This is a genomic window from Streptomyces sp. WM6386, from assembly GCF_000972385.1.
In the GTDB taxonomy this organism is placed as follows: domain Bacteria; phylum Actinomycetota; class Actinomycetes; order Streptomycetales; family Streptomycetaceae; genus Streptomyces.
Window position 1 is genome coordinate 66351 of the sequence record NZ_JXTE01000016.1, and the last position, 25920, is coordinate 92270.

The window sequence follows — 25920 nt, forward strand, 5'->3', positions numbered from 1 at the left end:
ATGAAATTACGATGATGTGGAGCGCGGGAGGCCTCGGGTGGACGGCGGATCTCCTGAGCCGCTCGGGCTCGAAGTTCTGGGGCCGTTACGGGCCCGGCGGGGCGGGACGCCGCTGGAGCTGGGTCCGGTCAAACGCCAAGCCGTGCTGGCCGCCCTGGCGTTGCGCCAAGGGTCCGTGGTGAGTCATGAGCGGCTGCTCGACGCGGTATGGGGTGAGGAGCCTCCGGCGGGCGGACGCAAAGTGCTGCCCACACACGTCAACTCGCTGCGCAGGGCGCTCGATCCGGAAGGCACCCCGCCCGCGAAGTCGGTGATCCGCAGTGGCAAGGGCTGGTACCGCTTCGCCGTCGAGGAGGTCCGGCTCGACACGGCGGACCTGGACGAGCAGGGTGCCCAGGCGCTGCGCACCGCCGCGTCGGGCGACCTGACCACCGCCGCGGACCAACTCCTCGCCGCCATGGGGCTGTTCCGGGGCGAGCCACTGGCCGGACTGCCGGGCCCTTTCGCACGGGAGGAGCGGCAGCGGTGGGATGAGCGCCGACGGACGTACCGTCTGGAGCGGCTCAAGTGCCTGGTCCTGCTGGGGCGGTACGGCGATGCCCTCGACGACCTGAGCGGGCTGTCGGCGTCTTCGGCGGACGACCGCTACGACGAGTCACTGACGGCCTTGCGCATCCGGGCCCTGTACGGCCGCGGGCGGCAGGCCGAGGCGCTCAGAGCCTTCGAGGACCTGCGCGTACGGCTCCGTGACGAGCTCGGAACCGATCCCGGTGAGGAATTGCGCCGGGTGCACGAAGCGGTGCTGAACCAGGACGACTTCCTTCTTCTGTCTTCGTCCACCTCGGTCCGCTCCGCACCCCGCGCGAGTGCCCGGCCCGCCGAACTCCCGCACGCCACACCGGGTTTCGCTGGCCGTACCGGCGAACTCGACCGGCTCCACTCGATGCTCACCCCCGCGCGGGCGCAGGGGGCGGAGAGCGCGAACACCGTGGTGATCTCCGCCATCGGTGGCGCCGCGGGCATCGGCAAGACCGCTCTGGCCGTGCACTGGGCGCACCAGGTTCGCGACCGTTTCCCGGACGGCCAGCTCTACATCAACCTGCACGGCTTCGACCACGACCGGCAGCCCCTCGGACCCGGCGAGGCTCTCGAACTGCTGTTGCGCAGCCTGGGGTTGACGGCGTCGGACATCCCACCGGACCACGAAGCCCAGGGCCGTCTGTTCCGGACCCTGCTCGCGGGCCGTCGCCTGCTCGTCCTGTTGGACAACGCGGCCTCGGCCGAACAGGTACGGCCGCTGCTGCCGTCCGGCCCGACCTGCTGTGTCCTGGTCACCAGTCGCAACCGGCTCGGCGACCTCGTCGCCCGCGACGGCGCCCGCGCCCTGCCCCTGGACCTCCTCCAGCCCGACGAGGCCCGCGCACTGCTGAGCCGGGCCCTCGGCGCGGACCGGGTCGCCGCCGATGAACGCGTGATCGACGACCTGGTCCGGCTGTGCGGAAGCCTTCCGCTGGCGCTGCGCTTGGCCGCCGCCAGGCTGGCGGGCGATCCGGTGCTCCGGACGGCCGACCTGGTCGCCGAGATGACGGAGGGCAGCCGACTGGAGGCGTTGGAACCGGACGGTGGGAGCGGTTCCCCGTTGCGTACGGCCTTTTCCGTGTCGTACCGGGTTCTGGCGCCCGGCGCACGCCGGCTGTTCCGCCTGCTGGGCTTGTTCCCGGGAGCCGAGTTCACCACCGAGGTCGGGGCGGCCCTCCTGGACGCGCCGCTGTCGCAAGCCCGCCGCCTGGTCGGCGCACTGACCTCGGCCCATCTGCTGGAGCCGGCGACGGAGGGACGGTACCGGTTCCACGATCTCCTCCGTGAGTTCGCGCAGGAGTGCGCGCTGGCGGAGGAGACGGCACCGGACCGGGCAGCCGCCCTGGAACGGCTCCTCGTCTGGTACCTGAACGCCACCCGGGCCACCGCGGGAGCCGGACACTTTCCGGAGCTGCCCGTCGGTCTCCGCCTCCGCGGCCGCCTGGACCTGCCTTCGGCCACCACGGCAAGGCCGTGGCTGGACGCGGAACGGGCGAATCTGCTCGCCGTCATCCACCATGCCGCCCACCACGGGCCCCGCCCCGTCGCCTGGCACCTGACCTCCGCGCTGTTCAGCGACTTCTGGATCCATCTGCCACGGAAGACCTGGCAGGCCACGGCGCAGACGGCTCTGGACGCGGCCGGGGCCGAAGGCGACGTGTTCGGCCAGGTGGCGATGCACTGCAGCCTCGCGGCGGTGTGGTGGGACCGGGGGTATGTCCGCGAGACGATGGAGCACGCCACTCGCGCACTGGACATCAGCCGGGAGGTCGGTTGGGCGACGGGTGAGGCGGCGGGGCTCGGCCACCGAGGCTTCGGGTACTGGAGCATGGCGCGCCTCGACGAGGCTTTCGACGATTTCACCGCCGGTCTGCGGATCTTCCGGGAGATCGGGAACCGCTACTTCGAGGGATTCGGGCTGGTCGCCCTCGGTATGGCCTGCCGGGATCTGGGCCGGCTGCACGAGGCCGCGGACCACCTGGAACGCGGCGTCGGGCTTGAGGCGGAGGTCGGTTCGTGGGACGCCACCTCGGCCCTGCAGATCCTGGGCGGGGTGTACTGGGAACTCGGCCGTCTCACCGACGGACTCGACCTCCTCGGCCCGGAGGTGGCCTCCGGCAGGAGAGTCGGTTCCCGCAACGGCCACGCGATGATGTTCGACGCCATCGCGAAGATCAATGTGGAACTCGGCCGCCACAGCGAAGGGCTGGAGCTCGCCGAGCGAGCTTTCACCCTGCTTGAGGACACAAAAAAACGCCCCTTCCGGTCCGGCATCCTCAACACGATCGCCACAGCCCGCCGGCGCCTGGGACGGCTGGACCAGGCACTGGAGGCCGGCGAGCAGGCGCTCGCCCTGGCCCGCGAGGCGCGGTTCCGACGGGCCGAGACGGACAGCCTCCTGGCCCTCTCCGCCGTCCACAGGCAAGCGGGCCGCTACGACATGGCTCGCGCCCACGCCGAACAGGCACTGGCGCCGGCCCGCCGTCACTCGTTCCGCGTGGTGGAGGGCCAGGCCCTGACGGCCCTGTGCGAGTCGGCGGAGGCCGAGGAAGCACACGACACGGCCGTCGGGCTCGGCCAGGAAGCCCTCGCCGTACACCGAGAGACGGGCCACCGGCTTGGCGAGGCCCGCACTCTCATGGTCCTCGCCCGCGCCCACCGGAACACCGACGTCGCCGCCGCCGAGCTGATGAGGGAACAGGCAGGGGCCGTCTTCGCGGACATCGGCGTGCCCGAGACGGAGTACGGGGATCCCGATCGGTGACGTCTTCCTCGTCTGAGCCCTTCGGTCCGGTCACCGCGCGACCAGGAGCCTAAGCGTCGGCGAGCCTGCCAGAGCACCCGTCATCGCGGCGGCGTTCCGCATCCCTGCCGCCTGGTCGCCACGAACACCTGCTCGTGTTCACGGAGACTGCGCCACCTGGTTGCGCATGCCACGGCTGTCACAACGCCTTGGCGGGCCTGCACCCAGTGGGTCACGGGTGTGCCGGGAGCCAGCGCTGCTGGACGGCGCGTGCGCCGGCCTCGAAGCGGCTGCGGGCGCCGAGGCGGTCCATGAGTTCGGAGGCGATGCGGCGGGCGGTGCGGTGGGAGACTCCGAGGCGTTTGGCGATGGCCTCGTCGGTGTGGCCCTCGGCGAGCAGGCGCAGGGCGGTGGACTGCTGGCCGGTGAGGCCGTGCGCGTCGGTGGGGACGAGCCGGCCGAGCGGCTGGGCGGATTCCCAGATGGTCTCGAAGAGCGCGCACAGTGCGGTGAGCGTGCCCTGTCCGGTCAGGAGCACCGCGCCGGCGGCGGTGTCGTCGCTGCTGACGGAGATCATGGCGATCTGCCGGTCCATGAGGATCATCCGGGTGGGAAGCGACGGCACCGTGCGGACCTGACCGCCCAGCCCGGCCAGCCAGTTGGCGTGCTCGGCAGTGGGCCGGTTGGCGCGCACGCTGTCCAGGTAGATCGTGCGCATCCGCACCCCACGGCCGAGCAGATCCTCGTTGAGCGGCCGGGACGCGGCCATGTTCTCCGCGGTCTGCGGCCCGCCCGGCGCGAACGTCAGGAACTCCTCGCGCACCTCACGGGTGAGCACGGCCAGCCGGTCCCGGATCTGGTCGAGCCCCACCAGTTGCTCCACGCCGGGGTGACTGGCGGCCGGCCGCAGCTCGGCGTACTCCGAGATGAGCTGGGCCGCGGCCGCCCGCGAGGCCTCCAGGCGCTGCTGCTGCGCCGCCAGCTGGGCCTGTTGCCGGGCCATCAGGATCTCCATGCCGATGTCCGGCGAGACCGCCCGCAGCCGCCCCGCGTCCCCGGCGGCGGGACGCGCCAGCGCCAGCTCGCTCAGGGTGTCGAGGGCGTCGCGCACCTCCTCCTCGGACAGCCCCACGGCGCTGCCGAGGTCCGCGACACCGGCGGCCGGATGTCTGAGCATGGCGCGGTACACCGTCTCCGCGACAGCGTCGAGCCCGAGTGCGGTCAGCACGTGCGTCCCCCCGTTTCTGCACACAACGACCCCTCTTCAGCGCCGATCTTCGCAGAGCGGGGACGTTTCGTCACAGGGGCGGGCCGGAACGGGCCAGGGACACAACCGGCCACCCGCCACGCGGACTTGGCGGCCTCATCCGTTGAGACGCTGGAGCGCATGTATCTCGTCCACGCGCATCTGGAACTCCCCCCCGGCACCCATCTGCCGCCGGATGTCCGTGAGTTGGTGCGCGCGTCCATCGTCCCCGGTGACCGCGTCGAGCACGTCGCCGTGCATCCCCGCTCCTCCTCCCGCCTCACCCTGGGCTTCTACCTGCTGGCCGACGGGCTGGCAGAGGCCGAGGAACGGGCCGTCCGCGTCTGCGGCCGACTGCTGAGCGACGTACCGCAGTTGGCGGGGGCGCGACTGACGGGGGCCGGGGTGCCGTTGATACCTCTGGCATACGAGGCGCAGCCGGTGGACTGAAGCGGCCCGTGTGGACGTATCGGTCCAAGGCCCTTTCCGTCCACCGAGGAACCCTTCTCATGGGCCCGGGCGGCGACGAACCTGGTGATCACCGGCCGGCAAGCGCGTCACCGCGGGACGCGACAGCGGACCGGACCTCACACCTCGTCCCGGAAGGAACGGACAGCCATGCCTCGCACCCGTATCGCCAAGGCCGTCGCGGTCGTCTCCCTCGTGGTCGCCGCGGCCCTCGCCACCCCGGCCGTCACCTCGGCATACGGGACGGACGCCGCCGAGTCCTCCTCCGTCATCACCGCGGACGCCGGCTGGCAGACCGTCACCGCGGACGCCGGCTGGCAGTGAGCCGCCCGCATCCCAGGGCTGATCTGTTCGCCTGACGTGTTCGTCTGTGCGCGACCTCAACCACCCCCGGGGGAACCAGAAGTGAAGAACATCCGCACCAACGGCCGTAGAGCCGCGGGTCTGCTGACCACCGCCGCCCTGAGCACCGCACTCCTCACGGTGACCGCTCCCACCGCCGACGCGGCCACCACCTGCTCGGGCGGCGTCAACATCTACGGCGTACTCAGCGACGGCAGGCTCACGTTCAGCCAGATCAACCCGGCCACCGGCGACCTCGCCAAGGTGCTCGTCGGACCGGACCTCGGCTTCGAGCCGCAGGCCATGGCGACCCTCAACTTCAACACAGTGCTGGTCACTTCGACGGCCGGCGCCCTGTACCGCATCGACATCAGGACCAACAACACCAGCCTCGCCCTGCTGAACCCGCCGGTGCGGATCGCCGACAGCGGCTGGACCCACGACAAGCTGACCTACGACGGTCACGGCCACCTCTACGGCACCACCACCTCCGGCCTGCTGCTGCGCTACAACGTCACCGAGGACAAGCCGGCCGGCTCCCAGCACATCGGCGTACGCACCGAGATCGACACCGGGTTCGTCCTGAAAACCCTCACCGCCACCGGCGACGACCGGCTCGGCGCCACCACCGAGGGCGGGCGGCTGCTCGACTACACCATCGCGGGTGCCGGTTCCTGGAAGAGCAACTCCCTGAAGTCCTCCGGCTGGTCGGGCTTCAACCAGCTCGTCTCCCCGGGCAGCGGGCTGTACTACGGACGGCTCTCCACCGGGGCCATGTACTGGTACAAGGACGCCAACCCGACCGACGGGTCCGGCGCGGACATCTCGTACCACCTCGACGACCCGGTCAACACCAGCGGCTGGACGCAGAAGCTGCTGTCCGCGCAGCCCGGCACATACACCTGCACGACCTCCGCGGACACCGTCGACCGCGGCAACATCTCCGAGGTCAAGGCGGCGGGGCGGCAGCTGATGAACCAGAAGGACGCGGCCTGGGCCAACGCCACCCAGTGGGCCTGCCTGGAGAACCTCTGGGATCACGAGAGCGGCTGGCGCTGGAACGCCACGAACCCGTCCTCCGGCGCGTATGGCGTCCCGCAGGCGCTGCCCGCCTCCAAGATGGACTCCGCGGGCGACGACTGGCACGAGAACCCGCTGACCCAGATCAGATGGGGTCTGAGCTACATCGACGGCCGTTACGGCTCTCCGTGCAACGCGTGGAACTTCTGGCAGGCGAACAACTGGTACTAGGACGGTAGTTACGGGCTTACGGATACGGCACAAGGGCGGCGTCCCCTCGGAAGAGGGGACGCCGCCCTTTGGCGTGCGGGCGTGCGGGCGGGCGGGCGTCCGGTTCAGGGCGGGCATGCGCGCATGCCGAAAGGGCCCCGCCGGTGTCGGCGGGGCCCTCGGGGGTGATGGGGCGGGGCTGGGGCGTCAGGCGATCCTGTTGTAGCGCAGGGCCACGTACGCCGAGGCAGGGTGGCTGTCGATGGTGCCGCTGTAGGCGTTCGCGGACCGGTAGTTCATGTCCGAGTCCGGGCTGCCCTCGGAGTAGTAGTAGAAGGTGCCGGCGTCCTGGTCCTTCCAGCCCGCGAAGAGGACCGCGTGCCCCTCGCTGCTGGAGTTCAGCGCGTCGCCGGGCCGGAGGTCGGCCTTGGAGATCTGCGTGGCGGCGTTGTCGAGGGTCTGCGTCGTCAGCGAGGAGGTGAGGTGCCAGGCCATGGAGACGAAGCCGGAGCAGTCGGTGCGGTAGGTGTCGTCGCCCTCGATGTCGGTGGCGTAAGCACTCTGGCTGTACTGGATGTTGCGGTTGTACCAGTCCTTGGCCCGGGTCATGACCTCGCTGCGGTAGATCGTGCCGCCCTGCACCGAGTGCGGCGGGGCCGGGGGCACGTAGGCGCAGTTGTCCGCGTACGCCGACAGCAGGCTCTGCGTCCAGCCGGAGGCGTCCACCGGGTCGCTCGGGTGGTACGCGATGTCGGAGCCGTCCGCGTCGGTGGGGTCGGCGTCGTGGTACCAGTACATGCCGCCGTTGGTACGGCCGTAGTAGAGGCCCCCGCCGGGTGAGGACAGCGAGTCGACCCCCGACCAGCCGCTCGTCTTCAGCACCGCGCGGTCCCAGTCGTTCACGCCGTTGATCTTGTAGCTGAGCAGGCGTCCGTCCGAGGTGGAGGCGATGATGCGGTCGTCGCCCGCGGCGGCCAGCGTCTTGAGGACGAAGCCCGTGTCGATCACGACGTGCTGGCCTATGTGGGCCGACCCGGACGGCTTGTCCTGCGACACCAGGTACTGGTGAAGCTGTCCTTCGACCGTGCCGTAGAGGTGGCCGGCGCCGTCGTAGACCATCTTGTCGAAGGTCCAGCCGCCGTCCCAGATCTTGGTGACTCCGGCGAGAGCGAGGGCGGTGTTGTTGGTCTGGATGTCGACGCGGTAGAGGTCACCGGCCGTCGAAGTGACCAGCACCGTGTTGAAGTTGAGCGTCGCCATCGCCTTCGGTGTGAAACCGAGGTCCGGGCCGATGAGCGTCTTCACGCGGTCGCCGGTGTTCGGCTCGATCTGCGTGTACGTCAGCCGGCCGTCCGACAGCGTGCCGTAGATCGACACGGCACCGGTGCACGAGGCGACGGCCTGCGCGGCCCCGCCGGCGACGGTGACCAGCCCCAGGGACATCGCCCCGACGGCGAGGGTGGCGGACGTACGGCGAATGACGTTGCTCAGCTTCATGGTCTCTCCTGCGGCACGGAAGTCGAGTGGGCGAACGCACGTCCCTGGCCCGGACAGCTGCCCTGCAGGTGCAGCTGTGAGGGTTGTTCGCGGGTGTGGCGCCCGGTGTCAGGAACTACTTTCGCCGCAGGTCAGGGGTGCCGGAAGAGAGATCCGATGGACGCAAACGTCCCTGGCCGGTTGTGTCCTGACGGGGCGTTCGCCCATGACAGCGCCCGGGCTTGGCGGCCTACGGGGCAGATCGCGCTATCCGTCCTGCACGCGCTTCGGCTCGCGCGGTGCACAAGCCCCTTGCGAGAGCGGGCACTTGACCGCCGCGGGTCCAACGGGCGTACGGCCCGGAAATCTCGTCGGTCGCGGGTGAGAGTCGCGTCCGTGTGGGCGGCGGTACGACTCAGGTGTGTCGTACCGCCGTCATGGGGCGGTGCCTCATGTCATGACCGCGTGCAGCCCCCCGTCGACATGCAGGATCTCGCCGGTGGTGGCCGGCAGCCAGTCCGACAGGAGCACCGCGCAGGCCTTCGCCGTCGGCTCCGGGTCGTGGACGTCCCAGGCGAGCGGCGGGCGGGTGCGCCAGATCTGCTCCATGCGGTCCACTCCGGGGATCGAGCGCGCGGCCAGGGTACGGACCATGCCCGCCGCGACCAGGTTGACGCGGATGCGTCGTTCGCCGAGGTACAGCGCCAGATAGCGGGCGACGGACTCGAGTGCGGCCTTGGAGACGCCCATCCAGTCGTAGCCGGGCCAGGCCAGGGCCGCGTCGAAGTCGAGGCCCACCACGGACGAGCCCTCCGCCATCTGCGGAAGGCACGCCGTGACCAGGGCCTTGAGGGAGTACGCCGATACTTCCAGCGCCGTCGCCGCGTCCTGCCACGACGTGTCGAGGAAGGCGCCGCCGAGCGCGGACCGGGGGGCGAACGCGATCGAGTGCACGATTCCGTCAAGGCCGCCCAGGTGGCCGGCGACCGCGTCCTGCAGTGCGTCGAGATCGCCGGGCTCGGTGACGTCGAGACGGAGCACCGGTGCGGGCCTCGGCAGGCGCTCCGCCATCGCCTCCGTGATGGGCAGGGCCCGCCCGAAGGAGGTCAGGACCACCCTGGCCCCTTCCTGCTGGGCGATCCGCGCCACGTGGAAGGCGATCGAGGTGTCGGAGAGCACTCCGGTGATCAGCAGCCGCTTCCCGGCGAGCAGCCCGCCCGTCGGCCGGCCGGCCTCGGTCGAGGTGCCCTCGGTCCGGGTGTCCGGTGTCGACGTGCTCATACGCCCATCCCGAGACCGCCGCTGACGGGGACGAACGCGCCGGTGATGTACGACGCGTCCGCACCGGCGAGGAAGCGCACCACGTTCGCCACCTCCTCGGGTGTGCCGGGGCGGCCGAGCGCCGTCATGGAGAGGTACTCGGCACGCCTCTTCGGGCTGACGCCGGCCACCATGTCGGTGTCGATGAAGCCGGGAGCCACCACATTGGCCGTGATGCCGCGCCGCCCCAGCTCCCGGGCGAGCGAGCGGGCCAGGCCGGTGAGGCCCGTCTTGGAGGCCGCGTAGTTGGCCTGCCCCGGCGAGCCGAGCATCCCGGAGAAGGACGAGATGAAGACGAGCCGGCCCCACCGGCCTTCCAGCATGCCGGGGATGGCCCGCCGTGCCGAACGGAAGGCGCCCACCAGATTGGTGTCGAGGAGTTCCAGGAAGTCCTCGTCGGTGGTCTGGAGGGCCAGCTTGTCGCGCATGATCCCGGCGTTCGCCACCAGGACCTGCACGGGGCCGTGCTCGGCCTCGATCTTCTCGTACGCGATGTCCAGCGATCCGGGATCGGTGACGTCGCAGCGTACGCCGAAGAAGCCCTCGGGAGGCTCCCCCGACCGGTGCCCGACGGCGACCCGGTCGCCCTGTGCGGCGAAGGTGCGGGCGATGGCCAGACCGATGCCGCGGTTGGCTCCGGTGACGAAGACGGACCGGCCTTCGGTCATCGTGTGCCTGCTTTCTGGAGGACCAGGACGGCGTTCTGCCCGCCGAACCCGAAGGAGTGGCTGGTCGCGGTCTCGACGCGCTGCTCGCGCGGCGCACCGCTGACGACGTCGATGTCGATCTCGGGGTCGAGCTTGTCGAGGTTGGCGGTGGGCGGCACGAGACCGTGCTCGACGGTCAGGGCCGTGTACGCCACCTCGATGGCACCCGCGGCGCCGAGCGCGTGTCCCGTGACGCCCTTGGTGGAGGTCACCGACGGCCGGCCGACCAGGACCCGGTTGATCAGCCGGGACTCCATCAGGTCGTTCAACTTGGTCGATGTGCCATGGGCGTTGACGTGGTCGACGGCCTCGGGGGCGACATCCGCGTCGGTGAGCGCCGCGCGCAGGGCGCGTTCCACGCCCGCGCCCGCCGGGTCCGGCGCGGAGGCATGGTGCCCGTCGGCGCTGGCCCCGTAGCCCGCGACCAGCGCGCGGACCGCGCCGCCTCGCGCTGTCGCGTCCCGCTCACGCTCAAGGACCAGCACGGCCGCCGCCTCCGCGGCCACGAAGCCGCCGCGGTCCGCGTCGAAGGGGCGTGATGCCCCCGCCGGGTCCTCGGTGCGCCGGGAGAGTGCGCCCATGCGGTGGTAGGCGGCCATCGGGGTCGGGCTGAGCGGTGCCTCGGAGGCGCCGGCGAGCACGATGTCGCACAGGCCGGACTGAAGCATCTGCCGTGCGGTGCCGATCGCCGTGACACCGGAGGCGCAGGCCGTGGCGACCACGAGGTTCGGGCCGAGCGCCCGGCAGTGCATGGCGAGGTATCCGGAGATCATGTTGACCGGCCAGTTCACCATCACCAGCGGTGAGACCTGGTCGGCGCCCTCCTGGTGGTACGCGGTGTGGGCGTCCTCGTAGGAGGCGGTGCCGCCCAGCGCGTTGCCCATGACCACGCCGACCCGGGCTCCGTCCCACCGGTCCGGGTCGAGGCCCGCGTCGGACAGCGCCTCCTTGGCGGCCACCAGGGCGAGTTGGCTGACCCGGTCCAGGCGCCAGGCCGTGGAGCGGCCGAGCAGGGCGTTGGCGTCGAAGCCGGGGACCCGGCAGGAGATGTCCACCGGGAGCCCGGCGAGGGCCGGGTCGCGCTGCGCGGTGGGGCGGCCCGACAGCAGCCGCTCCCAGTTCGCCGCCACCCCGATGCCGGCCGGGGTGACGAGGCCGATGCCCGTGATCGCGACGCGTGCGTCGTGTCCCGCGTCCTCGGCCATCAGGCGGTCCCCGCCGCCGTGTTCACCAGTTCGAAGAGGTCCGAGACGGTGCCGCTGCTGTTGAGGTCCTCGGTGGGTATCACCACGCCGAGCTGCTTCTGCAGGGTCAGCGCGACCTCGATGAGCGCGAGCGAGTCCAGTTCGATGTCCTCCAGCACGGTGTCGGGCTGGATGTCCTCGCGCAGAACGCCGAACTTCTCTTCCAGGACCTGGGAGAGGATCTCGAAGGTGGGGGGAGTGAAGGTGCTCATCGCGATGATGCCTTTCGGGTGTGGGGACCGGGCGCGGGCGCGTCCGGGGTGCGTGGCGTGAACGTGCTTGTGGCAACGCGGACTTGAGTCGCGCTGGGCACAACGTGCCGGTGGTTACACGGACTTCAGTGCGGGCCAGGTCAGCGCCGTGGCCCCCCAGGTGGCGCCGCCTCCGAAGGCGGCCAGGACGACGCGGGCGCCGGGGACGAGGTCCCCCGTGCCGTGTGCGTGTGCCAGGGCGAGCGGGATGGAGGCCGCCGCCGTGTTGCCGACCCGGTCCAGGTGGATCACGAGCCGCTCCACGGGGACGTCCAGTTGCTCCGCGACGGCGTGCAGGATGCGCAGGTTGGCCTGGTGGCCGACCAGCCGGTCGACGTCGTCCGGCTGCCATCCGATGTGGGCGAGGGCGGCGCGTGCCGATTCGGTCATACGGGTCACCGCGTGCCCGAACACCTCCCGGCCGCGCATGGAGAAGTAGCGGTCGGCCGGATCGGCGTCGGGATGGGGGCGGGGCTGCTCCGAGCCGCCGGCCCGCACCGTGATCAGGTCGGCGAGCGAGCCGTCGCTGCCGAGCACGATCCGGCCCAGGGCGCCGGGCTCACCGGGCTCACCGGCGCGCAGCACCACGGCGCCCGCGCCGTCGCCGAACACGACGGCGCTGGACCGGTCCTGCGGGTCGATGAGGGTGCTGAAGGCCTCGGCGCCGATGACGAGGACCTGTTCGGCGGCCTCGGACGCGATCATTCCGGCGGCGGTGGTGAGCGCGTACAGGAATCCCGTGCAGACGGCGGAGACGTCGAAGGCCGGGCGTCCGGTGAGGCCGAGGCGGCGGGCCACCTCGGGGGCGGTGGCCGGACAGGGGCGGTCGGGTGTGGTGGTGGCGAGCACCACCACGTCGACGTCCGCCGTGCCCGCCGACTGCAGGGCCCGCGCCCCGGCCTCGGCGGCGAGGAGGGAGGTGGGCATGCCGGCGGAGACGAAGTGCCGGGTGCGGATGCCGGTGCGGGTGCGAATCCACTCGTCCGAGGTGTCCATGCGGGCGGCGAGGTCGTCGTTGCCGACCATGTCGGGCGGCAGCCACGCGCCGATGCCACTGATGACGGCGGCCCTCACGCGCGGCCTCCCCTGGCGAGGACGGCCGCGGTGACCGGCGCCTCCATCTCGGCCGCGGCATCCGCAGAGACCCGCGCCTCCACCCCGCCCCTGGCCTCCACGGAAACCAACGCCTCAACCCCGCCCGAAGCACCCTCGGAAACCGGCGTCTCCACCCCAGCCGCGGCATCCGCGGAGACCCGCGCCTCCACCCCGCCCCTGGCCTCCGCGGAAACCAACGCCTCAACCCTGCCCGTGACCTCCGCGGTGTCGGTGAATTCCACTGCGAACCAGCCGGCTTGCTCGGCGCCCGTGCAGTTGACCGCGAGATCGTCGACGAGCACGCACTGCTCGCCGGGCACCCCGGCCCGCTCGGCGGCCATGCGGAAGATCTCCCGCTCGGGCTTGCGGCAGCCGGACTCGTACGACAGCACCACCGCGTCGAAGAGTCCCTCGGGCGGCACGGACAGTCGCCAGTGCCGGTCCCAGGCGGGCGGCATGTTGGACAGCAGCCCGACGAACACTCCCTGTCGGCGCAGCCGGTGCAGGGTGTCCAGCCAGGGCTGGTTGACCGCGCGGTCGGCGAACCAGCGCGCGGGGTAGTCGCTGAGGTCGACGTGGATGCCGCTGTGCGTCGCGAGGACCTCCTCCATCCGGCGCTCCCAGGTCTCCTGGGTGAGCAGCGGGGTGTCGAGCGGTGCCATGGCGTCGTCACCGGCCCCGCAGTCGCGGGCCACCTGCCGCATGGCGGCGAGGAGCGTGGCCGAGGGCACCCCGAGCCGGGCGCAGAAGGGCTCCAACGTCTCGGCCACCGGCGGGGTCAGCACGCCGCCGTAGTCGGTCCAGACCGCGCGCACGGGCCCGGTCGCGGGCGCCATCAGAGCTCCTCCGCGACGCCGACGGCTATCTCGCTGACGACGGTGCCGTCCTGCCGGAAGCGCACGGCGACCTCGTCGCAGGTGCGGCGCACGGCGGCGACCCGGACCGGGGCGTCGAGTTCGGCGAACCGGGCGAACCTCGACCGGTAGCCGGTGATCCGCACGCCGGTGCCCACCGCCAGGAGCGCGGCCTGCCGGGCGGCCTCCATGAGGATCATCGCCGTGTAATGGTCCTGCGGGTGGTCGAAGTGTGTACGGTGCCCGGGCTCCACTGCCACCACGGCGGACACCCCGCCGGCCACGTGGCGGGCGTCGGCGAGCGCCACGTTGGCGGGATCGCGCCGGGCCACGTCGGCGGGCGCCACGGGCGTGCCGGGTGGTACGGCCGGCAGTGAACCGGACAGCGGCGGCGCCGACTTCCGGTGGTAGCGGCGGACGATCTCCGCCTCCTCCGCGGGCGAGTAGCGGGCGGAGATGTCGCAGCGGCCGAGGACCGCGCCACCGAGCGAGAGTTCCAGGACGTACCGCGCGGCCCGTACCGTCCCGGAGCGGACCTGGCTGCGGGTGACAGCGGCCTCGATGTTCAGCTCGCGGGGCCGGTCGTGAGGCGGGAGCGGGGTGTCGCCGGTGAGGGCGAGCGTCCATTCGGTGACGTGGAAGGCGCTGTCCCTGGCGACGCCGAGGCCGCGGTGGGCGATGCAGGTGGCGAACTGCCGGCAGCACTCCAGGAGGAGCATGCTGTCGGGGCCGTCGGCCGCCGGCCCTGTGTGGTCGCCGAAGTAGTAGTGTGCGGTCGGCAGTTGGGCCGCGGCGAGGTAGGTGTCCGCCGACAGGTCGGCGTAGTCGGTGAGGAAGACCTCGCTGACCGCCCAGCGGTGGACGTCGCCGCGGTCGACCGTACGTTGGTAGGAGAGGGTCGGCGCGGATGTGACCGCGTCCGGGGCGAGGGCGCTCTGAGGGAGGGGCATCGTGTGCTGCTCCTTGGGCAGTGGCCGGGCTCGTGGCTCACATTCTTCGAACGCCGAACAGCCGTCAGCCAGAGCCTTCTGCCACCTGTGCGCCTCATACCCTTGAAATCGGTACCAGTTACCCGGGGTTCAAACACCCGCTCTGCCCTGCTTTACGCCCGTTGACAGACCCTCGCGTCTTGTCGACGACGCTTCAGCGGCGGGGCCGGACGGCTGCCGGCGAGCGGAACCGCCACCGGAATCCTTCAGGGTGGTGCAGGACTCAGGGGTATCACGCACACCACGTCCCGCCCTTTGACTTCGTGCACGATGGTCATCCGGCGCGCACCGGCCGCACGAGCCGACGTGGCGCCGTCTTCTCCCCCACCCCTCACCCACACACGCCCGTTCCCGAACGCAGGAGGTGTGACGCTCACCGTGGACAGCGAAGCACTGGTCGTCGGCGCAGGGCCGACCGGCCTGATGATGGCCACCGAGCTGCTCCGCCGCGGGATCGACACCAGGATCGTCGATCGCGCGGCCCGAAGGAACCCCCATGCAAAGGCGATCATCCTCCAGCCGCGCGCGCTGGAGGTCATGGCCCGCCTCGGCCTGGAAGAACGCATCCGTGACGCGGCCCTGCCGGTCGTCGCCGCCAACTACTACACCCGCGGCCGCCGCGTCGCCCGTATCAACTTCCGCGGTCTGAAGGGCAGTCGCTTCGGAACCCCGCTCTCCCTCCCGCAGAACGAGACCGAGGGGCTGCTGCTCGAAGCGCTGCACGAGGCGGGTGGGCAAGTCGAGTACGGCCATCGGCTGACGGCCCTCGCGCAGGACGCCGACGGGGTGGAGGCCGGCCTGTCGGGGGCCGTCCACCGCACGGGCCGGCTGCTCGGCTGCGACGGCGCGCACAGCGCGGTCCGCGAGCAGCTCGGTGTCGCCTTCACCGGGCCGACCTACCCCCAGTCGTTCGTCCTCGTCGACGGGGAGTGGGAGACCCCGCTCGCACCTGCCGAGGCGCACTACTTCATGGGCCCCACCGGCGTGCTGGTCGTCGTCGGTCTCCCCGGTGGCCTCATACGTGTCTTCGGCAGCGCCCCCGAAGGCGCCACCGAGGAGAACGTCGAGGAGACCGTGCGGGCGATCGCCGCCGAGCGCAGCCCGGTTCCCCTTGAGCTGGCCTCCGTCACCGGTTCGGGCCACTTCCGGGTTCACCGCAAGATGGCGGACCGGTTCCGCGAGGGCCGGGTGCTGCTCGCGGGCGACGCCGCGCATGTGCACAGCCCGGCCGGCGGGCAGGGCCTGAACACCAGCATCCAGGATGCTCACGAAGCGGCCTGGCGTCTCGCCGACGTGATGCGTGGCCGGCTGCCGGAGACCGCGCTCGGGGCGTGGGAGCGGGAACGTATGCATGTCGCGCGCGCCGTGGTCACCGACACCGACCGGCAGACCCGGCTGTGGACCTGGGGCGGCTGGCGCGAGCGGGCCCGCGACCTCGCGGCGTCGGCCGCCGAGCGCAGCGGTGTCCTCGACCGCGTCCTGCCGTCCCGCTTCGCGCAGATGGACCTGCGCTATCCCGCCGAGGGCCCCGCACTCGGGCCGCTCGGCCCCGGCACACGGCTGCCGGACATCCCCCTTCCGTCCGGCGGCCGCACCCACGACCTGCTGCGCGACGGGCGCCACGCGCTGCTCGTCCTCGCGGGTCGTACCCCCTTCGCCGAGCGGGACGTGCCCGTCTGCACGCACCTGGACGCGCGGACCGCGCGTGCCCTGGGCGTACGTCGCCCGGGAGCCGTGCTCGTACGTCCCGACGGCGTCGTCGCCGCGGCCGCCGCCCTCGCCGACACCGCCGCCCTGCGCCGTCTCGAACAGCTCCTGCCCGCCCGCCAGGGCGACCCCGGGACCACCACGCCCCACCGTCCGTAGCCCATGAGGAGAAGGCATGACCACCACCACACCGCACACCCTGGACCGCGTCCTGCTCGGCGGCCGGCTGGAGGTGTCCGCGATCGGCCTCGGCTGCATGGGCATGGCCGAGTTCTACGGCGACCGCGACGAGGCCGAGTCGATCCGCACCATCCACGCGGCCCTGGACCGGGGCATGGACTTCCTCGACACCGCGGACATGTACGGCGCCGGCCTGAGCGAGGAGATCGTCGGCCGCGCGCTGGCCGGCGGACACCGCGACCGGGTGACGCTCGCCACCAAGTGCGGGCTGATCCGGACCCCGGACGGCGTACGGGTCGACGGGAGCCCCCGGCACATCGCCGAGGCCGTCGACGCCAGCCTCGAACGCCTGGGCACCGACCACATCGACCTGTACTACCTGCACCGGGTCGACCCCCAGGTGCCCGTCGAGGAGTCGGTCGGCGCCATGGCGGAGCTCGTCGCCGCCGGAAAGGTACGGCACCTGGGGCTCTCCGAGGCCGGTTCGAGGACGATCCGTGCGGCGCACGCCGTGCACCCCATCACGGCGGTGCAGACCGAGTACTCCCTCGCCAGCCGCAATCCGGAGCGCTCGGTGCTGCCCACGGTGCGGGAACTCGGCATCGGCTTCGTCGCCTACAGCCCCTTCAGCCGCGGGCTGCTGTCCGGCGAGCTCTCCGGGACCGAGCTGGCCCCTGACGACATGCGGCGCGGTCTGCCCCGGTTCTCCGAGGACAACCTCGACGTCAACCAGCGCCTGGTCGCCAGGATCGGCGAGCTGGCGTCCCGGCTGGACTGCTCACCGGCGCAGTTCGCGCTCGCGTGGCTGGTCGCCCAGGGTGTCGTACCGATCCCGGGGGCTCAGCAGCGTACGCACATGAACGAGAACGCCTCCGCCGGAGCCGTCACCCCGACCCCCGAGGTGCTGCGGGAGGTCGACGAGATCGCGCCGCCCGGTGCCTTCGCGGGTGAGCGCTTCCCCGAGCATCTGCTCGCCATGGTCCAGGAGGACTGAGAGAACCGGACGGGCCCGGGTGCGCTGAGAGCGCACCCGGGCCCGTCCGGTGTCCGTCCGCTGTCACCAGGACGTGCCGCCCGCCCGCTCCGCGGGAGCGATGAGCTGGTCGGTGAGGGAGGTGAGCCGCTGCTGGGTGTCGGCGCTGTAGGCGAGGCGGTGCGCCTTGGCCCGGCGGCTCTCGTTGTAGTACTCGCCGCTCGCGCCTCGTGCGCCCTCGTCGAGGGCGTGCAGCACGGCGGCCGTCCCCTCGGCCACCGAGGACCAGGGACGCACCCCCGCCTCGATGACCATCGTGGTGTCCATGTAGTTCGCGGGGTGCACACAGTTGACCCCGATGCCCTCGCGGGCGTACTCCTCCGCGATGGTGAACGTGAAGGCGGCCAGCGCGAACTTGCTGCGGGTGTACGCCTCCATGCCGTCGTAGCGCCGGGTGAACTGGACGTCGTCCGCGTCGAAGGGGCTCTGCCCGATCGACCCGATGTTGAGCACCTGTGCCGTACCCGCCGCACGCAGAGGTGAGCGCAGCACACGGGTGAGGAGCACCGGCGCCAAATAGTTGACGGCGAACCTCAGCTCGTAGCCGTCCCGGCTCAGTTCGCGGCGGCGTGCGTCACGCCCCGCGCCCACTCCCGCGTTGTTCACGAGCAGCCCCAGCGAGGGGTGCTCCGCGGCCACCCGCCGGCCCAGCTCGGCGGTCTCCTCCAGAGAGGCGAGGTCCGCGACGTACGGGTAGGCCGTACCACCCGCCGCGCGCAGCTCGTCGACGACGGCGGCGCACCTGTTCCCGTCCCTGCCGTGCACCAGGACGGTCCAGCCCCGGTCGGCGAGGGCCCGCGCGAGGCTCCGGCCGAGACCGGAGGTGGCTCCGGTGACCAGGGCGGGGGCGCTCGGCGGCTGCTGTCCTGCTGGGCGCTCGTGTCGGCTCATGAGTGGGGTCCTTCCTCCGGCGCGCCGGGCGTGCGGAGTTCGATGGCGACCATGACAAGAGTCCGGTCGGAGAGGTTGTGGACGTAGTGCCGCATGGGCAGGGCCTCGCCGCGGTTGTGCACGACCTGTCCCGTCTCCAGCGACACCGCTTTGATCAACTCGCCGTTCTCGTCCCGGGATTCACCGTGCGCCCCGGAGAGCACGACGGTCACCCAGGGGTGGCGGTGGGTGTGGGCGGGCCGATGCTCGCCGGGGGGCACGGTCTCCACCCAGCACTTGACGTGGTCCTCGTCGATGAGCAGCTCGGCCCCCAACTCCTCCCAGGGCTCAGGCGGCATCCCGCACCTCCGTGCGCTCGCCCGAGGGGCGGGGTGCGGCGATCCGGGACAGCAGCCGCCGGGGGTTGTCGACCAGGAGGGTGCGCACCGTCTCCTCGTCGACGCCCGGCTCCTTCAGGAGAAGCGGCAGGACGCGCTCGAAGAGATGGACGTAGCTCCAGCCCGGGTAAGTGCGTTCCCGCTGCTCGGCCGTCAGGTAGTCGATGTGCACCGGGTGGTCCTGCGAGACGAGCAACTGGGCCGTGTGGCCCGCCCGGACGAGCGCGGCGAGGGTGGCGTTGCGCTGTTCGTCGGGGGCGAAGGGCGTCATGCCGTAGCGGTCGTAGCCCAGGACGCAGCCGGTGTCCGCGAGGGCGCGCAGGCCGTTCAGGTCGGCCGAGTCCCCGGCGTGCGCGACGACCACGGAGCCCGCCGCGACGCCCTCCTTCTCCAGGAGCCGCACCAGGTGGACGCCGTTGCCCTCGAACGGGTCGCAGTGCACCACCACCGGTACGCCGGTGTGCCGGTGCACCTCGGCGACGACAGCGGCCATCCGGTGCGCGGCCGCGTCCGGCGGGGTGCGCTCGCAGGCGAACTTCACCAGGCCCGCCCGGACTCCGCTGTCCGCGATGCCGGTGGAGACGTCGCGCAGGAGCAGCTCGATCAGCGGGTCGTCCGCCTCGATGGCGGCGCCGGGGCCCCGGAAGCGGGCGAAGAGCGGTATGCCGTCGACGCTGTAGACGCCGGTGGCGAGCACGATGTTCACCGGGGTGCGCTCGGCGACGGCACGGACCAGGCCGATGTCGCGACCCTGTCCGAGCACCGTCATGTCCACCAGGGTCCGCACTCCGGCCGCGTACGCCTGCTCCAACTGGCGTACGGCCTCGCGCACTCCGGCCTCGCGGTCCCACAAGTGGGGGAAATTCGACTGGAATTCGGCACTCAGCACGAAGAGATGCTCGTGCGCGAGCGTGACACCCAGGTCCGCCGCGGCGACCGGGCCGCGCGCCGTCGGCACCGGGTCGTGCGGTGTCGGATCGTGTGGGAGGGGACTTTCCGTACGCACAGAGAACCGCCTCGGAATATCGGAACAACCGCCATTGCGCCGGACAGGTCGATGCCCCCGACAACAACCCATGGTGGCCCGCCCGCCAAGGCCTAACCAGGTGGTGTTCCAACTAGCATGAAACGCCGTCTCCCTGCCCCTGGCGCGAGCTGACAGCGTCGATTGCGGCCGGGCGGTCCTCTCCGGGCCGGCCGACCCGCATCCCGTTCGCTCGTCACCAGGAGACAGCCATGTCCGCTACCCCCTCTTCCCTCTCCGGCGCCCGTGTCGTGGTGATCGGCGGCTCGTCCGGCATCGGCAAGGCGGTGGCCCGGCAGGCCGCCGCCGCGGGCGCCCAGGTCGTCGTCGGCTCCCGCTCCCAGGACAAGCTGGAGCAGACCGCCAAGGAGATCGACGGCATCACCACCGGTGTCGTGGACGTGACCGACGAGGAGAGCGTCGCCGCCTTCTTCGCGGGCATCGACTCCCTCGACCACCTCGTCGTCTGCCCCGGCGACATGGCCGTCGGCTCCGTCTACGACGTGTCCCTCGACTCGGTGCGCGCCGCCCTCGACACCAAGATCGTCGGCCAGCTGCTGAGTGTCCGGCACGCCGGCAGGAAGATCTCGGGCCAGGGCTCGATCGTGCTGATCGCCGGTGCGGCCGGCTTCAAGTCGTACGCCGACATGAGCGCGACAGCCGCCGCCAACGCGGGCATCGGCGGCATGGGCCGCTCGCTCGCCGTCGAGCTCGCCCCGGTGCGCGTCAACGTCGTCGTCGGCGGTCTGATCGACACCCCGCTCTGGTCCTTCCTGCCCGAGGACGCCCGCGCGGGTCTCTTCGAGCAGACCGCGCAGAGCACCCCGGTGGGCCGCGTCGGACAGCCCGACGACGTCGCGGCGACAGTGCTCCACCTGCTGGAGAACACCTTCGTGACCGGCGCGGTGCTGCACGTCGATGGCGGCGGCACGCTGTGAGCGAGGCGGCGCACGGCGGCGCGACGGGCCTGGCGGGGCCCGCCGCGCCGCCGCGGCCGCGGGTCGGCCGGATCACCGTGCTGCTGCTCGCGGCCGCCTGCGGTCTGTGCGTGGCCAACCTGTACTACCTCCAGCCGATCCTGCCCGAGCTCGCGGCCTCGCTGCACCGCACGCCCGGCTCGCTCACCTCGTCCGTCTCGGCCACCCAGTTCGGTTACGCCCTCGGCCTGTTCGCGCTGGTACCGCTGGGCGACGCCGTCGACCGCAGACGGCTGCTCACCGTCCTGGTGACCACGGCGGCCGCGGTGCTCGCGGTGATTCCCTGGGCCGACGGCGGGCTCCTCGTCGGCCTGTTCTTCCTGCTCGGTCTGGTGAGCGTCGCCGCCATGGTGATCGTGCCGCAGGCCGCGGGCATGGCACCGCCCGAGCGGCGCGGGCAGGTGGTCGGCACCGTGATGACCGGCGTCATCCTCGGCGCGCTGCTGTGCCGGACCTTCGCCGGAGTGGTGGCCGAACTCGTCGACTGGCGGGCCGTGTTCTGGGGCGCGTCGGCCCTGATGCTCGGGGTGGGCGTGATGCTGCGCCGCATCCTGCCCCCGCAACCCGCCGGAACGCCCCTGACCGTGCGCGGGTACGCCCGGCTCATCGGCTCGCTGTTCTCCCTGGTCCGGGCACGGCCGGTGATCGTGGAGCGCTGCCTGTACGGCGCCCTGGGGTTCGCCGCCTTCACCGTGCTGTGGACCGCCGTGCCGCTCCGCCTGATCCAGGGGCCCTACCACTACGGCTCCGCCGCGATCGGCGCGATGGGGCTGCTCGGCGCGGGTGGCGCTCTCGGCGCCAACCTGGCGGGCCGGTTCGCCGACCGGGGACGCCAACGGGCGGTCAGTGCCGCCGCGTTCGCCCTCATCGCCGTGTCGTTCGCCGTGGTGTCGGTCCTGTCGTCCTCACTGCTCATGCTCGGCACGGCGATTCTCCTGATCGACTTCGCGGTCCAGGCCGCGCACATCTCCAACCAGACGACGGTCTTCGCCCAGGTCGGCGACGAGATGCGCAGCCGCGTCACGACCGTCTACATGACCTGCTACTTCCTCGGCGGTGCGGCGGGCTCCGCGCTGACGGGCCCTCTCTGGGCGCACGGCGGCTGGCCGGCCACCGCCCTGCTCGGCTGTGCCGCGGGCACCTGCGGCCTGCTTCTGCTCCTCGGCCACGCGGCGGTGCGCCGCGCAGTGACCTCACGAAAGGCGACGGCCGCCACCGATGACTGACATATCCGATCCCGTCCTTGCCGTGCCCGGCATCCCGGCCCAGGGCGTACCGGCGATCACCCCCGCCGACCCCCGCTACCTCTCCCTCACCACGCGGTCACGCAACACACGCTTCACCGGCCGGCCGGACCGGGTCCATGTGCCGCGTACCGCCGAAGAGGTACGCCGGGCTGTCACCGCCGCCGTCCAGCAAGGGTCGCGGCTGGCGGTACGCGGTGGCGGCCACGGCCTGGAGGGCCTGGTGGACGACGCGGCGGTGCGCACCCTCGTCGACCTGTCCGAACTCGACGACGTCACGTACGACGAAGGCCGGGCGGCTTTCGGCATCGGCGCGGGCGCGCTGCTCGGCTCCGTCTACCGCTCCCTGTACCTGAACTGGGGCGTGGCCGTGCCCGGCGGCACCTGCCCCTCGGTCGGGCTCGGCGGCTATGTCCAGGGCGGCGGCTTCGGCGCGCTGTGCCGACGGCACGGGCTGATCGTCGACCATCTGGAGGCGGTGGAGGTCGTCGTCGCCGACGACACGGGTGAGGCCCGGACCGTGGTCGCCTCCCGGGATCCCTCCGACCCGCACCACGATCTGTGGTGGGCGCACACCGGCGCGGGCGGCGGCAACTTCGGAGTGGTCACGCGCTATTGGTTCCGCTCCCCCGAAGCAGACTCCAACGCCCCGCGGGATGTGCTGCCCCGGCCTCCGAAGACGGTTCTCCTCGCTTCCGCGGAGTGGCCCTGGGAGTCGCTGAGCGAGCGGGACTTCGCCAGGCTCGTCCGCAACCATGGCGACTGGCACAGCACGGAGGACGGCACGGACCCGACGTACGAGAGTCTGTACAGCGCGTTGTACCTCAACCAGCACGCGGTCGGCCGGATCACCCTCAGCGCGCAGCTGGACGGCTCGGCTCCCGACGCCCGCAACCGGCTCGAGGAGTACGTCGCCGCCGTGGGCAGCGGGGTACGGACCCCGTGCCGGATCACCTACACGGGCATGCCCTGGCTGAGGGCCACCCAGCGGGACGTGGAGAACAGGGGAGAGCTGACCCGCTCCAAGAGCAAGGGCGCCTATCTGCGCCGGCCGTATTCCGCCGCGGAGACCGCGCTGCTCTTCCGGCGCCTCTCCGACCCGGACTACGACGGTCATACGACGGTGGTGCTGTTCTCCTACGGCCGGAAGGTCAACACGGTGGATCCCGCGGCGACCGCTGTCGCCCAACGGGATTCGGTGCTCAAGAGCTATCTCGGCACGTACTGGACCGATCCCGCCGACGACGAGCGACACCTCCGCAGACTCCGGGAGCTCTACCGGGACTTGTACGCGGAGACAGGCGGAGTGCCCGTCTCCGACGCACGTACCGACGGCTCGTACATCAACTATCCGGACGTGGATCTGGCCGATCCGGGCTGGAACACCTCAGGCGTTCCCTGGCACACGCTGTACTTCAAAGGGAATTACCCCCGACTCCAGCGGGTCAAGGCCGTCTGGGATCCGCGGGATGTCTTCCGGCACGCTCTGTCGGTACGGGCGTCCGATTGAGCTTCCGACCGATCCTCCGACCGAGCGGAGCCGCACCTTGATCCGCTCCTCGACCAGATCGCGGAAGCGGGCGACCAACCGGCTGTCCAGAACGGGCTGGTAGACGACGAGGGTGGCGTCCACGCCCGCGAGCCGCAGCTTCACATAACCGAGTTCGATCCGCCCCAGCGTCGGGTGGTCGAAGCAGCGTACGGACGGCACGGACGGAGCGAGGTCGAGCCGCTCCCACAGTTCCTGGAATTCCGGGTGTTCGACGCGCAGGTCCTCGATCATCTTCGCATATGCGGGATGGGCGAGCTGGTCGGCGGCCTGCGCACGGAAAAGCGCTGCCGCCTCGAGGGCGTCCTGCTCCCAGTTCGGGTACATTTCCCGGGCACGCTCGTCGAACATCATCATGAGGGTGTTGCGGCGACTGTGCCCCAAGGATTCGAAATAGGGAAACAGTGCACAGAATCCCTGATTCCACGCCAGCACATCGAAGCGGTGATTCACAATGAACGCAGGCAGCGGATCCTGGAATTCAAGGAAGGTCAGATACTGCTCCGGAATATGCTCCCGAGAGCAGGGCGCCCGCCCCGCCGGCGGTAACTCACCGGCCAGCCGGAACAGATGCCCGGTCTCCGTCGCATCGAGCCGCAAGGCCCGCGCGAGACCGTTGAGCACCTGGCTCGACACCCTGATCCTGCGGGCCTGTTCGAGCCACGTGTACCACGTCACACTCACCCCTGCGAGCTGGGCGAGCTCCTCCCTGCGCAGGCCCGGCGTACGGCGACGCCCGTACGAGTTCTTGATACCGACAGCTTCCGGTGCAACCCGTTCGCGTCGGTTGCGGAGGAAGGCGGCGAGCTCTTTTCTTTGCTGTTCGGTGATTGCCATAATGCGCTCCCCATCAGCATCATTTACCCCATCGGATCACAATGGGCCACGCCGATCCTACATCTTTCATTCATTGCATGGGTGCAACAGACACCGATCGCGACGTCCAGCGAATAGTCCACTTTTACGGACTTTTTTCGAAGACTTTTGACTGCCGATACTGTGAACCTCCGTCTTAACGCTTCGGACATCTTCGAATCTCGCGAAGAGCGATCCACGTTCGAGATGTGAGACGAGATTTTACGAACGTATGGACAGGTTCCCGCGAGTGTTGCGTCGGAGCCTCAGAACACACGCCCTTGTACGCCTGCCACCCCGTGGCGATCTTCGCGCGTGAGCCGAACGAGCCCTTGCCGTTGCCGTTGTTGCGCCACACGTTGCCGGAGGTGTCGCGGGAGATGACGCCGCCTTGCCGTCGCCGTTGAGGTCGCCGACGCCCACGATCTTCTTGTACGTCTTCCAGTTGTCGTAGAGCTTCACGCGGGACGACAACTTGCCGGAACTCGTCCCCTTGCAGAGGTAGACGGCTCCCGTGGAGGAGTTGCGGGCGATCAGGTCCGGGCGGCCGTCGCCGGACACGTCACCCGGCGAGGTCACCATGTCGTACTGGTTCCAGCCCTTGCCGAGCGAGGTGTGCCCGCGCATGGTCCGGTACACCCGCAGCTCGCCGCCGGCGTTCGCCCGGTACGCCGCTGTGTGGCTCGCGTGGAAAGCTGGGTATGAGGTGTGCCCACGCACCTGAGAAGGCGGAGGACGAAGTGGACTGGGGACGGTTCGCGCAACAGATGGCTTCCATGGCACGCGATCTCCTGGCGCAGGAATCGGTCGATGCCACCCTCGAGCGGATCACCGCATCGGCCACCGAACTGGTGGAGGGCTGCGACGCGGCGGGCATTCTCGTACTGCACGACAAGAAGGTGGAGACGCTCGCCCCCACCCACGCACTGGTCACCGAGAGTGACCTGTTGCAACAGCAGTTGGGGGAGGGACCGTGCTTCGACGCGGCACCCAGTTCACGGGAGGAGTGGGTCTTCCGCGTCGCCGACCTCACCGTCGAACACCAGCGCTGGCCCGCCTTCGCCCCACAGGCCCAGGCCCTCGGCGTGGGCAGCATGATGGGCTTCCTGCTCTTCACCGAAGAGGGGGACTTCGGCGCGCTGAACTTCTACTCGCGCAAGGTCGGTGCGTTCACCGAGACCAGCGAACTGGCCGGCTGGCTGCTGGCCTCCCACGCGGCGGTCGCCTTCTCCAGCGCCCGCACCCACGCCCAGATGGAGCACGCCGTCGCCACCCGGCACGTCATCGGCGAGGCCATGGGCATCCTCATGGGCAGCCACCGCCTCACCGAGGAGGAGGCGTTCAACGTGCTGCGCCGCTACTCACAGGCGAACAACATCAAGCTCCGCGAGGTCGCCCGCCGGGTGTGTGAAGAGGGCAGCCTCGCGTGATCCCGGCGGGGCCGCTCCCCGCCACGTCGGCCGAACCGGACCAGCGCCGGGCCGACCCGCCACCACGACCCTGCCCCGAGCACCGCCCACCCGCCTCGCCGCGCACAGG

The 25920-nt window shown here is 71.1% G+C and carries 23 protein-coding genes and 1 pseudogene; 10 read left to right on the forward strand and 14 right to left on the reverse strand.

The genetic code is table 11. The features are described 5' to 3' along the window. Positions 1 to 37 precede the first annotated feature (37 nt). A complete protein-coding gene (locus TN53_RS12755; protein ID WP_234441585.1) occupies positions 38 to 3343 on the forward strand; it encodes an AfsR/SARP family transcriptional regulator in 3306 nt (1101 codons plus the stop codon). A gap of 211 nt (positions 3344 to 3554) precedes the next feature. Here TN53_RS12755 and TN53_RS12760 read toward each other — a convergent pair whose 3' ends face one another. Further along, positions 3555 to 4550 (reverse strand): helix-turn-helix domain-containing protein, encoded by a 996-nt coding sequence (locus tag TN53_RS12760; protein ID WP_046247633.1) that lies wholly within the window; start codon positions 4548 to 4550, stop codon positions 3555 to 3557. A gap of 159 nt (positions 4551 to 4709) precedes the next feature. Between TN53_RS12760 and TN53_RS12765 the strand changes: the two genes are divergently transcribed. From TN53_RS12765 to TN53_RS12770, 3 genes are all read left to right on the forward strand, one after another. After that, positions 4710 to 5018, forward strand: a complete 309-nt coding sequence (locus TN53_RS12765; RefSeq protein WP_046247634.1) for a hypothetical protein — start codon at positions 4710 to 4712, stop codon at positions 5016 to 5018. 168 nt (positions 5019 to 5186) lie between these two features. Next, on the forward strand, positions 5187 to 5360 hold the full coding sequence (locus TN53_RS47810; RefSeq protein WP_199820391.1) for a hypothetical protein: 174 nt from the start codon (positions 5187 to 5189) through the stop codon (positions 5358 to 5360). 81 nt (positions 5361 to 5441) lie between these two features. Continuing rightward, positions 5442 to 6629, forward strand: coding sequence for a tachylectin-related carbohydrate-binding protein (locus TN53_RS12770; RefSeq protein ID WP_046247635.1), 1188 nt, complete (start codon positions 5442 to 5444; stop codon positions 6627 to 6629). A 186-nt stretch (positions 6630 to 6815) separates the two neighbouring features. Here TN53_RS12770 and TN53_RS12775 read toward each other — a convergent pair whose 3' ends face one another. The 8 genes from TN53_RS12775 to TN53_RS12810 form a co-directional block, all read right to left on the reverse strand. Beyond that, entirely contained in the window at positions 6816 to 8105 is a 1290-nt protein-coding gene (locus TN53_RS12775; RefSeq protein WP_046247636.1) for a tachylectin-related carbohydrate-binding protein, read from the reverse strand. Between the two features lie 429 nt (positions 8106 to 8534). After that, positions 8535 to 9365, reverse strand: a complete 831-nt coding sequence (gene fabI, locus TN53_RS12780) for an enoyl-ACP reductase FabI (protein ID WP_095046168.1) — start codon at positions 9363 to 9365, stop codon at positions 8535 to 8537. Next, on the reverse strand, positions 9362 to 10072 hold the full coding sequence (locus TN53_RS12785) for an SDR family oxidoreductase (RefSeq protein ID WP_046247637.1): 711 nt from the start codon (positions 10070 to 10072) through the stop codon (positions 9362 to 9364). The genes fabI and TN53_RS12785 overlap by 4 nt, the downstream gene beginning before the upstream one ends. Further along, complete coding sequence (locus TN53_RS12790; protein ID WP_199820392.1) at positions 10069 to 11316, reverse strand: beta-ketoacyl-[acyl-carrier-protein] synthase family protein; 1248 nt, start codon at positions 11314 to 11316, stop codon at positions 10069 to 10071. The genes TN53_RS12785 and TN53_RS12790 overlap by 4 nt, the downstream gene beginning before the upstream one ends. Continuing rightward, complete coding sequence (locus TN53_RS12795) at positions 11316 to 11567, reverse strand: acyl carrier protein (protein ID WP_046247638.1); 252 nt, start codon at positions 11565 to 11567, stop codon at positions 11316 to 11318. Before TN53_RS12795 ends, TN53_RS12790 begins: the two co-directional genes overlap by 1 nt. A gap of 114 nt (positions 11568 to 11681) precedes the next feature. Then, the gene (locus TN53_RS12800; protein WP_046247639.1) at positions 11682 to 12680 is read right to left on the reverse strand and encodes a beta-ketoacyl-ACP synthase III; all 999 of its coding nucleotides are present in this window, start codon (positions 12678 to 12680) and stop codon (positions 11682 to 11684) included. Beyond that, entirely contained in the window at positions 12677 to 13537 is an 861-nt protein-coding gene (locus tag TN53_RS12805; RefSeq protein WP_063774674.1) for an HAD-IA family hydrolase, read from the reverse strand. Before TN53_RS12805 ends, TN53_RS12800 begins: the two co-directional genes overlap by 4 nt. Beyond that, the gene (locus TN53_RS12810; RefSeq protein ID WP_052742244.1) at positions 13537 to 14505 is read right to left on the reverse strand and encodes an AfsA-related hotdog domain-containing protein; all 969 of its coding nucleotides are present in this window, start codon (positions 14503 to 14505) and stop codon (positions 13537 to 13539) included. Before TN53_RS12810 ends, TN53_RS12805 begins: the two co-directional genes overlap by 1 nt. A gap of 417 nt (positions 14506 to 14922) precedes the next feature. On the opposite strand from TN53_RS12810, the gene TN53_RS12815 reads away from it, so the two are divergent. Both TN53_RS12815 and TN53_RS12820 read left to right on the forward strand, forming a co-directional pair. Further along, positions 14923 to 16410 carry an FAD-dependent monooxygenase gene (locus TN53_RS12815; RefSeq protein WP_159025372.1) on the forward strand — a complete coding sequence of 496 codons (1488 nt, stop codon included), beginning with the start codon at positions 14923 to 14925 and terminating at the stop codon, positions 16408 to 16410. Between the two features lie 16 nt (positions 16411 to 16426). After that, on the forward strand, positions 16427 to 17425 hold the full coding sequence (locus TN53_RS12820; RefSeq protein ID WP_199820393.1) for an aldo/keto reductase: 999 nt from the start codon (positions 16427 to 16429) through the stop codon (positions 17423 to 17425). A gap of 63 nt (positions 17426 to 17488) precedes the next feature. On the opposite strand, the gene TN53_RS12825 is transcribed toward TN53_RS12820, so the two are convergent. Genes TN53_RS12825 through TN53_RS12835 form a run of 3 tightly spaced genes read right to left on the reverse strand, consistent with a single transcriptional unit; the run spans position 17489 to position 19690 of the window. After that, entirely contained in the window at positions 17489 to 18355 is an 867-nt protein-coding gene (locus TN53_RS12825; RefSeq protein ID WP_046247640.1) for an SDR family NAD(P)-dependent oxidoreductase, read from the reverse strand. Further along, positions 18352 to 18693 carry a cupin domain-containing protein gene (locus tag TN53_RS12830; RefSeq protein WP_046247641.1) on the reverse strand — a complete coding sequence of 114 codons (342 nt, stop codon included), beginning with the start codon at positions 18691 to 18693 and terminating at the stop codon, positions 18352 to 18354. The genes TN53_RS12825 and TN53_RS12830 overlap by 4 nt, the downstream gene beginning before the upstream one ends. After that, the gene (locus TN53_RS12835; RefSeq protein ID WP_046247642.1) at positions 18683 to 19690 is read right to left on the reverse strand and encodes a phosphotriesterase family protein; all 1008 of its coding nucleotides are present in this window, start codon (positions 19688 to 19690) and stop codon (positions 18683 to 18685) included. Before TN53_RS12835 ends, TN53_RS12830 begins: the two co-directional genes overlap by 11 nt. 278 nt (positions 19691 to 19968) lie before the next feature. On the opposite strand from TN53_RS12835, the gene TN53_RS12840 reads away from it, so the two are divergent. The 3 genes from TN53_RS12840 to TN53_RS48305 are packed head-to-tail and all read left to right on the forward strand — an operon-like array spanning position 19969 to position 23487. After that, entirely contained in the window at positions 19969 to 20694 is a 726-nt protein-coding gene (locus TN53_RS12840; RefSeq protein WP_046247643.1) for an SDR family oxidoreductase, read from the forward strand. Continuing rightward, positions 20691 to 21959, forward strand: coding sequence for an MFS transporter (locus TN53_RS12845; RefSeq protein ID WP_052742246.1), 1269 nt, complete (start codon positions 20691 to 20693; stop codon positions 21957 to 21959). The genes TN53_RS12840 and TN53_RS12845 overlap by 4 nt, the downstream gene beginning before the upstream one ends. Continuing rightward, a complete protein-coding gene (locus tag TN53_RS48305) occupies positions 21952 to 23487 on the forward strand; it encodes an FAD-binding oxidoreductase (RefSeq protein WP_095046171.1) in 1536 nt (511 codons plus the stop codon). The genes TN53_RS12845 and TN53_RS48305 overlap by 8 nt, the downstream gene beginning before the upstream one ends. 102 nt (positions 23488 to 23589) lie before the next feature. Here the strand turns inward: TN53_RS48305 and TN53_RS44990 are convergent. Next, positions 23590 to 24363, reverse strand: a pseudogene (locus TN53_RS44990) (helix-turn-helix transcriptional regulator); the annotation flags it as partial. Positions 24364 to 24603: 240 nt separating this feature from the next. Next, positions 24604 to 25008 carry a VCBS repeat-containing protein gene (locus TN53_RS44995; RefSeq protein WP_324609611.1) on the reverse strand — a complete coding sequence of 135 codons (405 nt, stop codon included), beginning with the start codon at positions 25006 to 25008 and terminating at the stop codon, positions 24604 to 24606. A 140-nt stretch (positions 25009 to 25148) separates the two neighbouring features. Between TN53_RS44995 and TN53_RS12860 the strand changes: the two genes are divergently transcribed. Next, entirely contained in the window at positions 25149 to 25811 is a 663-nt protein-coding gene (locus TN53_RS12860) for a GAF and ANTAR domain-containing protein (RefSeq protein WP_095046181.1), read from the forward strand. Positions 25812 to 25920 lie beyond the last annotated feature (109 nt).

What these genes read in the sequence shown, in the direction of transcription:
- TN53_RS12765 (WP_046247634.1), top strand. Translation starts at nt 4,710, where the DNA reads ATGTATCTCGTCCACGCGCATCTGGAACTCCCCCCCGGCACCCATCTG.
- TN53_RS47810 (WP_199820391.1), top strand. Translation starts at nt 5,187, where the DNA reads ATGCCTCGCACCCGTATCGCCAAGGCCGTCGCGGTCGTCTCCCTCGTG.
- TN53_RS12775 (WP_046247636.1), bottom strand. Translation starts at nt 8,105, where the DNA reads ATGAAGCTGAGCAACGTCATTCGCCGTACGTCCGCCACCCTCGCCGTC.
- fabI (WP_095046168.1), bottom strand. Translation starts at nt 9,365, where the DNA reads ATGAGCACGTCGACACCGGACACCCGGACCGAGGGCACCTCGACCGAG.
- TN53_RS12785 (WP_046247637.1), bottom strand. Translation starts at nt 10,072, where the DNA reads ATGACCGAAGGCCGGTCCGTCTTCGTCACCGGAGCCAACCGCGGCATC.
- TN53_RS12790 (WP_199820392.1), bottom strand. Translation starts at nt 11,316, where the DNA reads ATGGCCGAGGACGCGGGACACGACGCACGCGTCGCGATCACGGGCATC.
- TN53_RS12795 (WP_046247638.1), bottom strand. Translation starts at nt 11,567, where the DNA reads ATGAGCACCTTCACTCCCCCCACCTTCGAGATCCTCTCCCAGGTCCTG.
- TN53_RS12805 (WP_063774674.1), bottom strand. Translation starts at nt 13,537, where the DNA reads ATGGCGCCCGCGACCGGGCCCGTGCGCGCGGTCTGGACCGACTACGGC.
- TN53_RS12810 (WP_052742244.1), bottom strand. Translation starts at nt 14,505, where the DNA reads ATGCCCCTCCCTCAGAGCGCCCTCGCCCCGGACGCGGTCACATCCGCG.
- TN53_RS12820 (WP_199820393.1), top strand. Translation starts at nt 16,427, where the DNA reads ATGACCACCACCACACCGCACACCCTGGACCGCGTCCTGCTCGGCGGC.
- TN53_RS12825 (WP_046247640.1), bottom strand. Translation starts at nt 18,355, where the DNA reads ATGAGCCGACACGAGCGCCCAGCAGGACAGCAGCCGCCGAGCGCCCCC.
- TN53_RS12830 (WP_046247641.1), bottom strand. Translation starts at nt 18,693, where the DNA reads ATGCCGCCTGAGCCCTGGGAGGAGTTGGGGGCCGAGCTGCTCATCGAC.
- TN53_RS12840 (WP_046247643.1), top strand. Translation starts at nt 19,969, where the DNA reads ATGTCCGCTACCCCCTCTTCCCTCTCCGGCGCCCGTGTCGTGGTGATC.
- TN53_RS48305 (WP_095046171.1), top strand. Translation starts at nt 21,952, where the DNA reads ATGACTGACATATCCGATCCCGTCCTTGCCGTGCCCGGCATCCCGGCC.
- TN53_RS44995 (WP_324609611.1), bottom strand. Translation starts at nt 25,008, where the DNA reads ATGCGCGGGCACACCTCGCTCGGCAAGGGCTGGAACCAGTACGACATG.
- TN53_RS12860 (WP_095046181.1), top strand. Translation starts at nt 25,149, where the DNA reads ATGGCTTCCATGGCACGCGATCTCCTGGCGCAGGAATCGGTCGATGCC.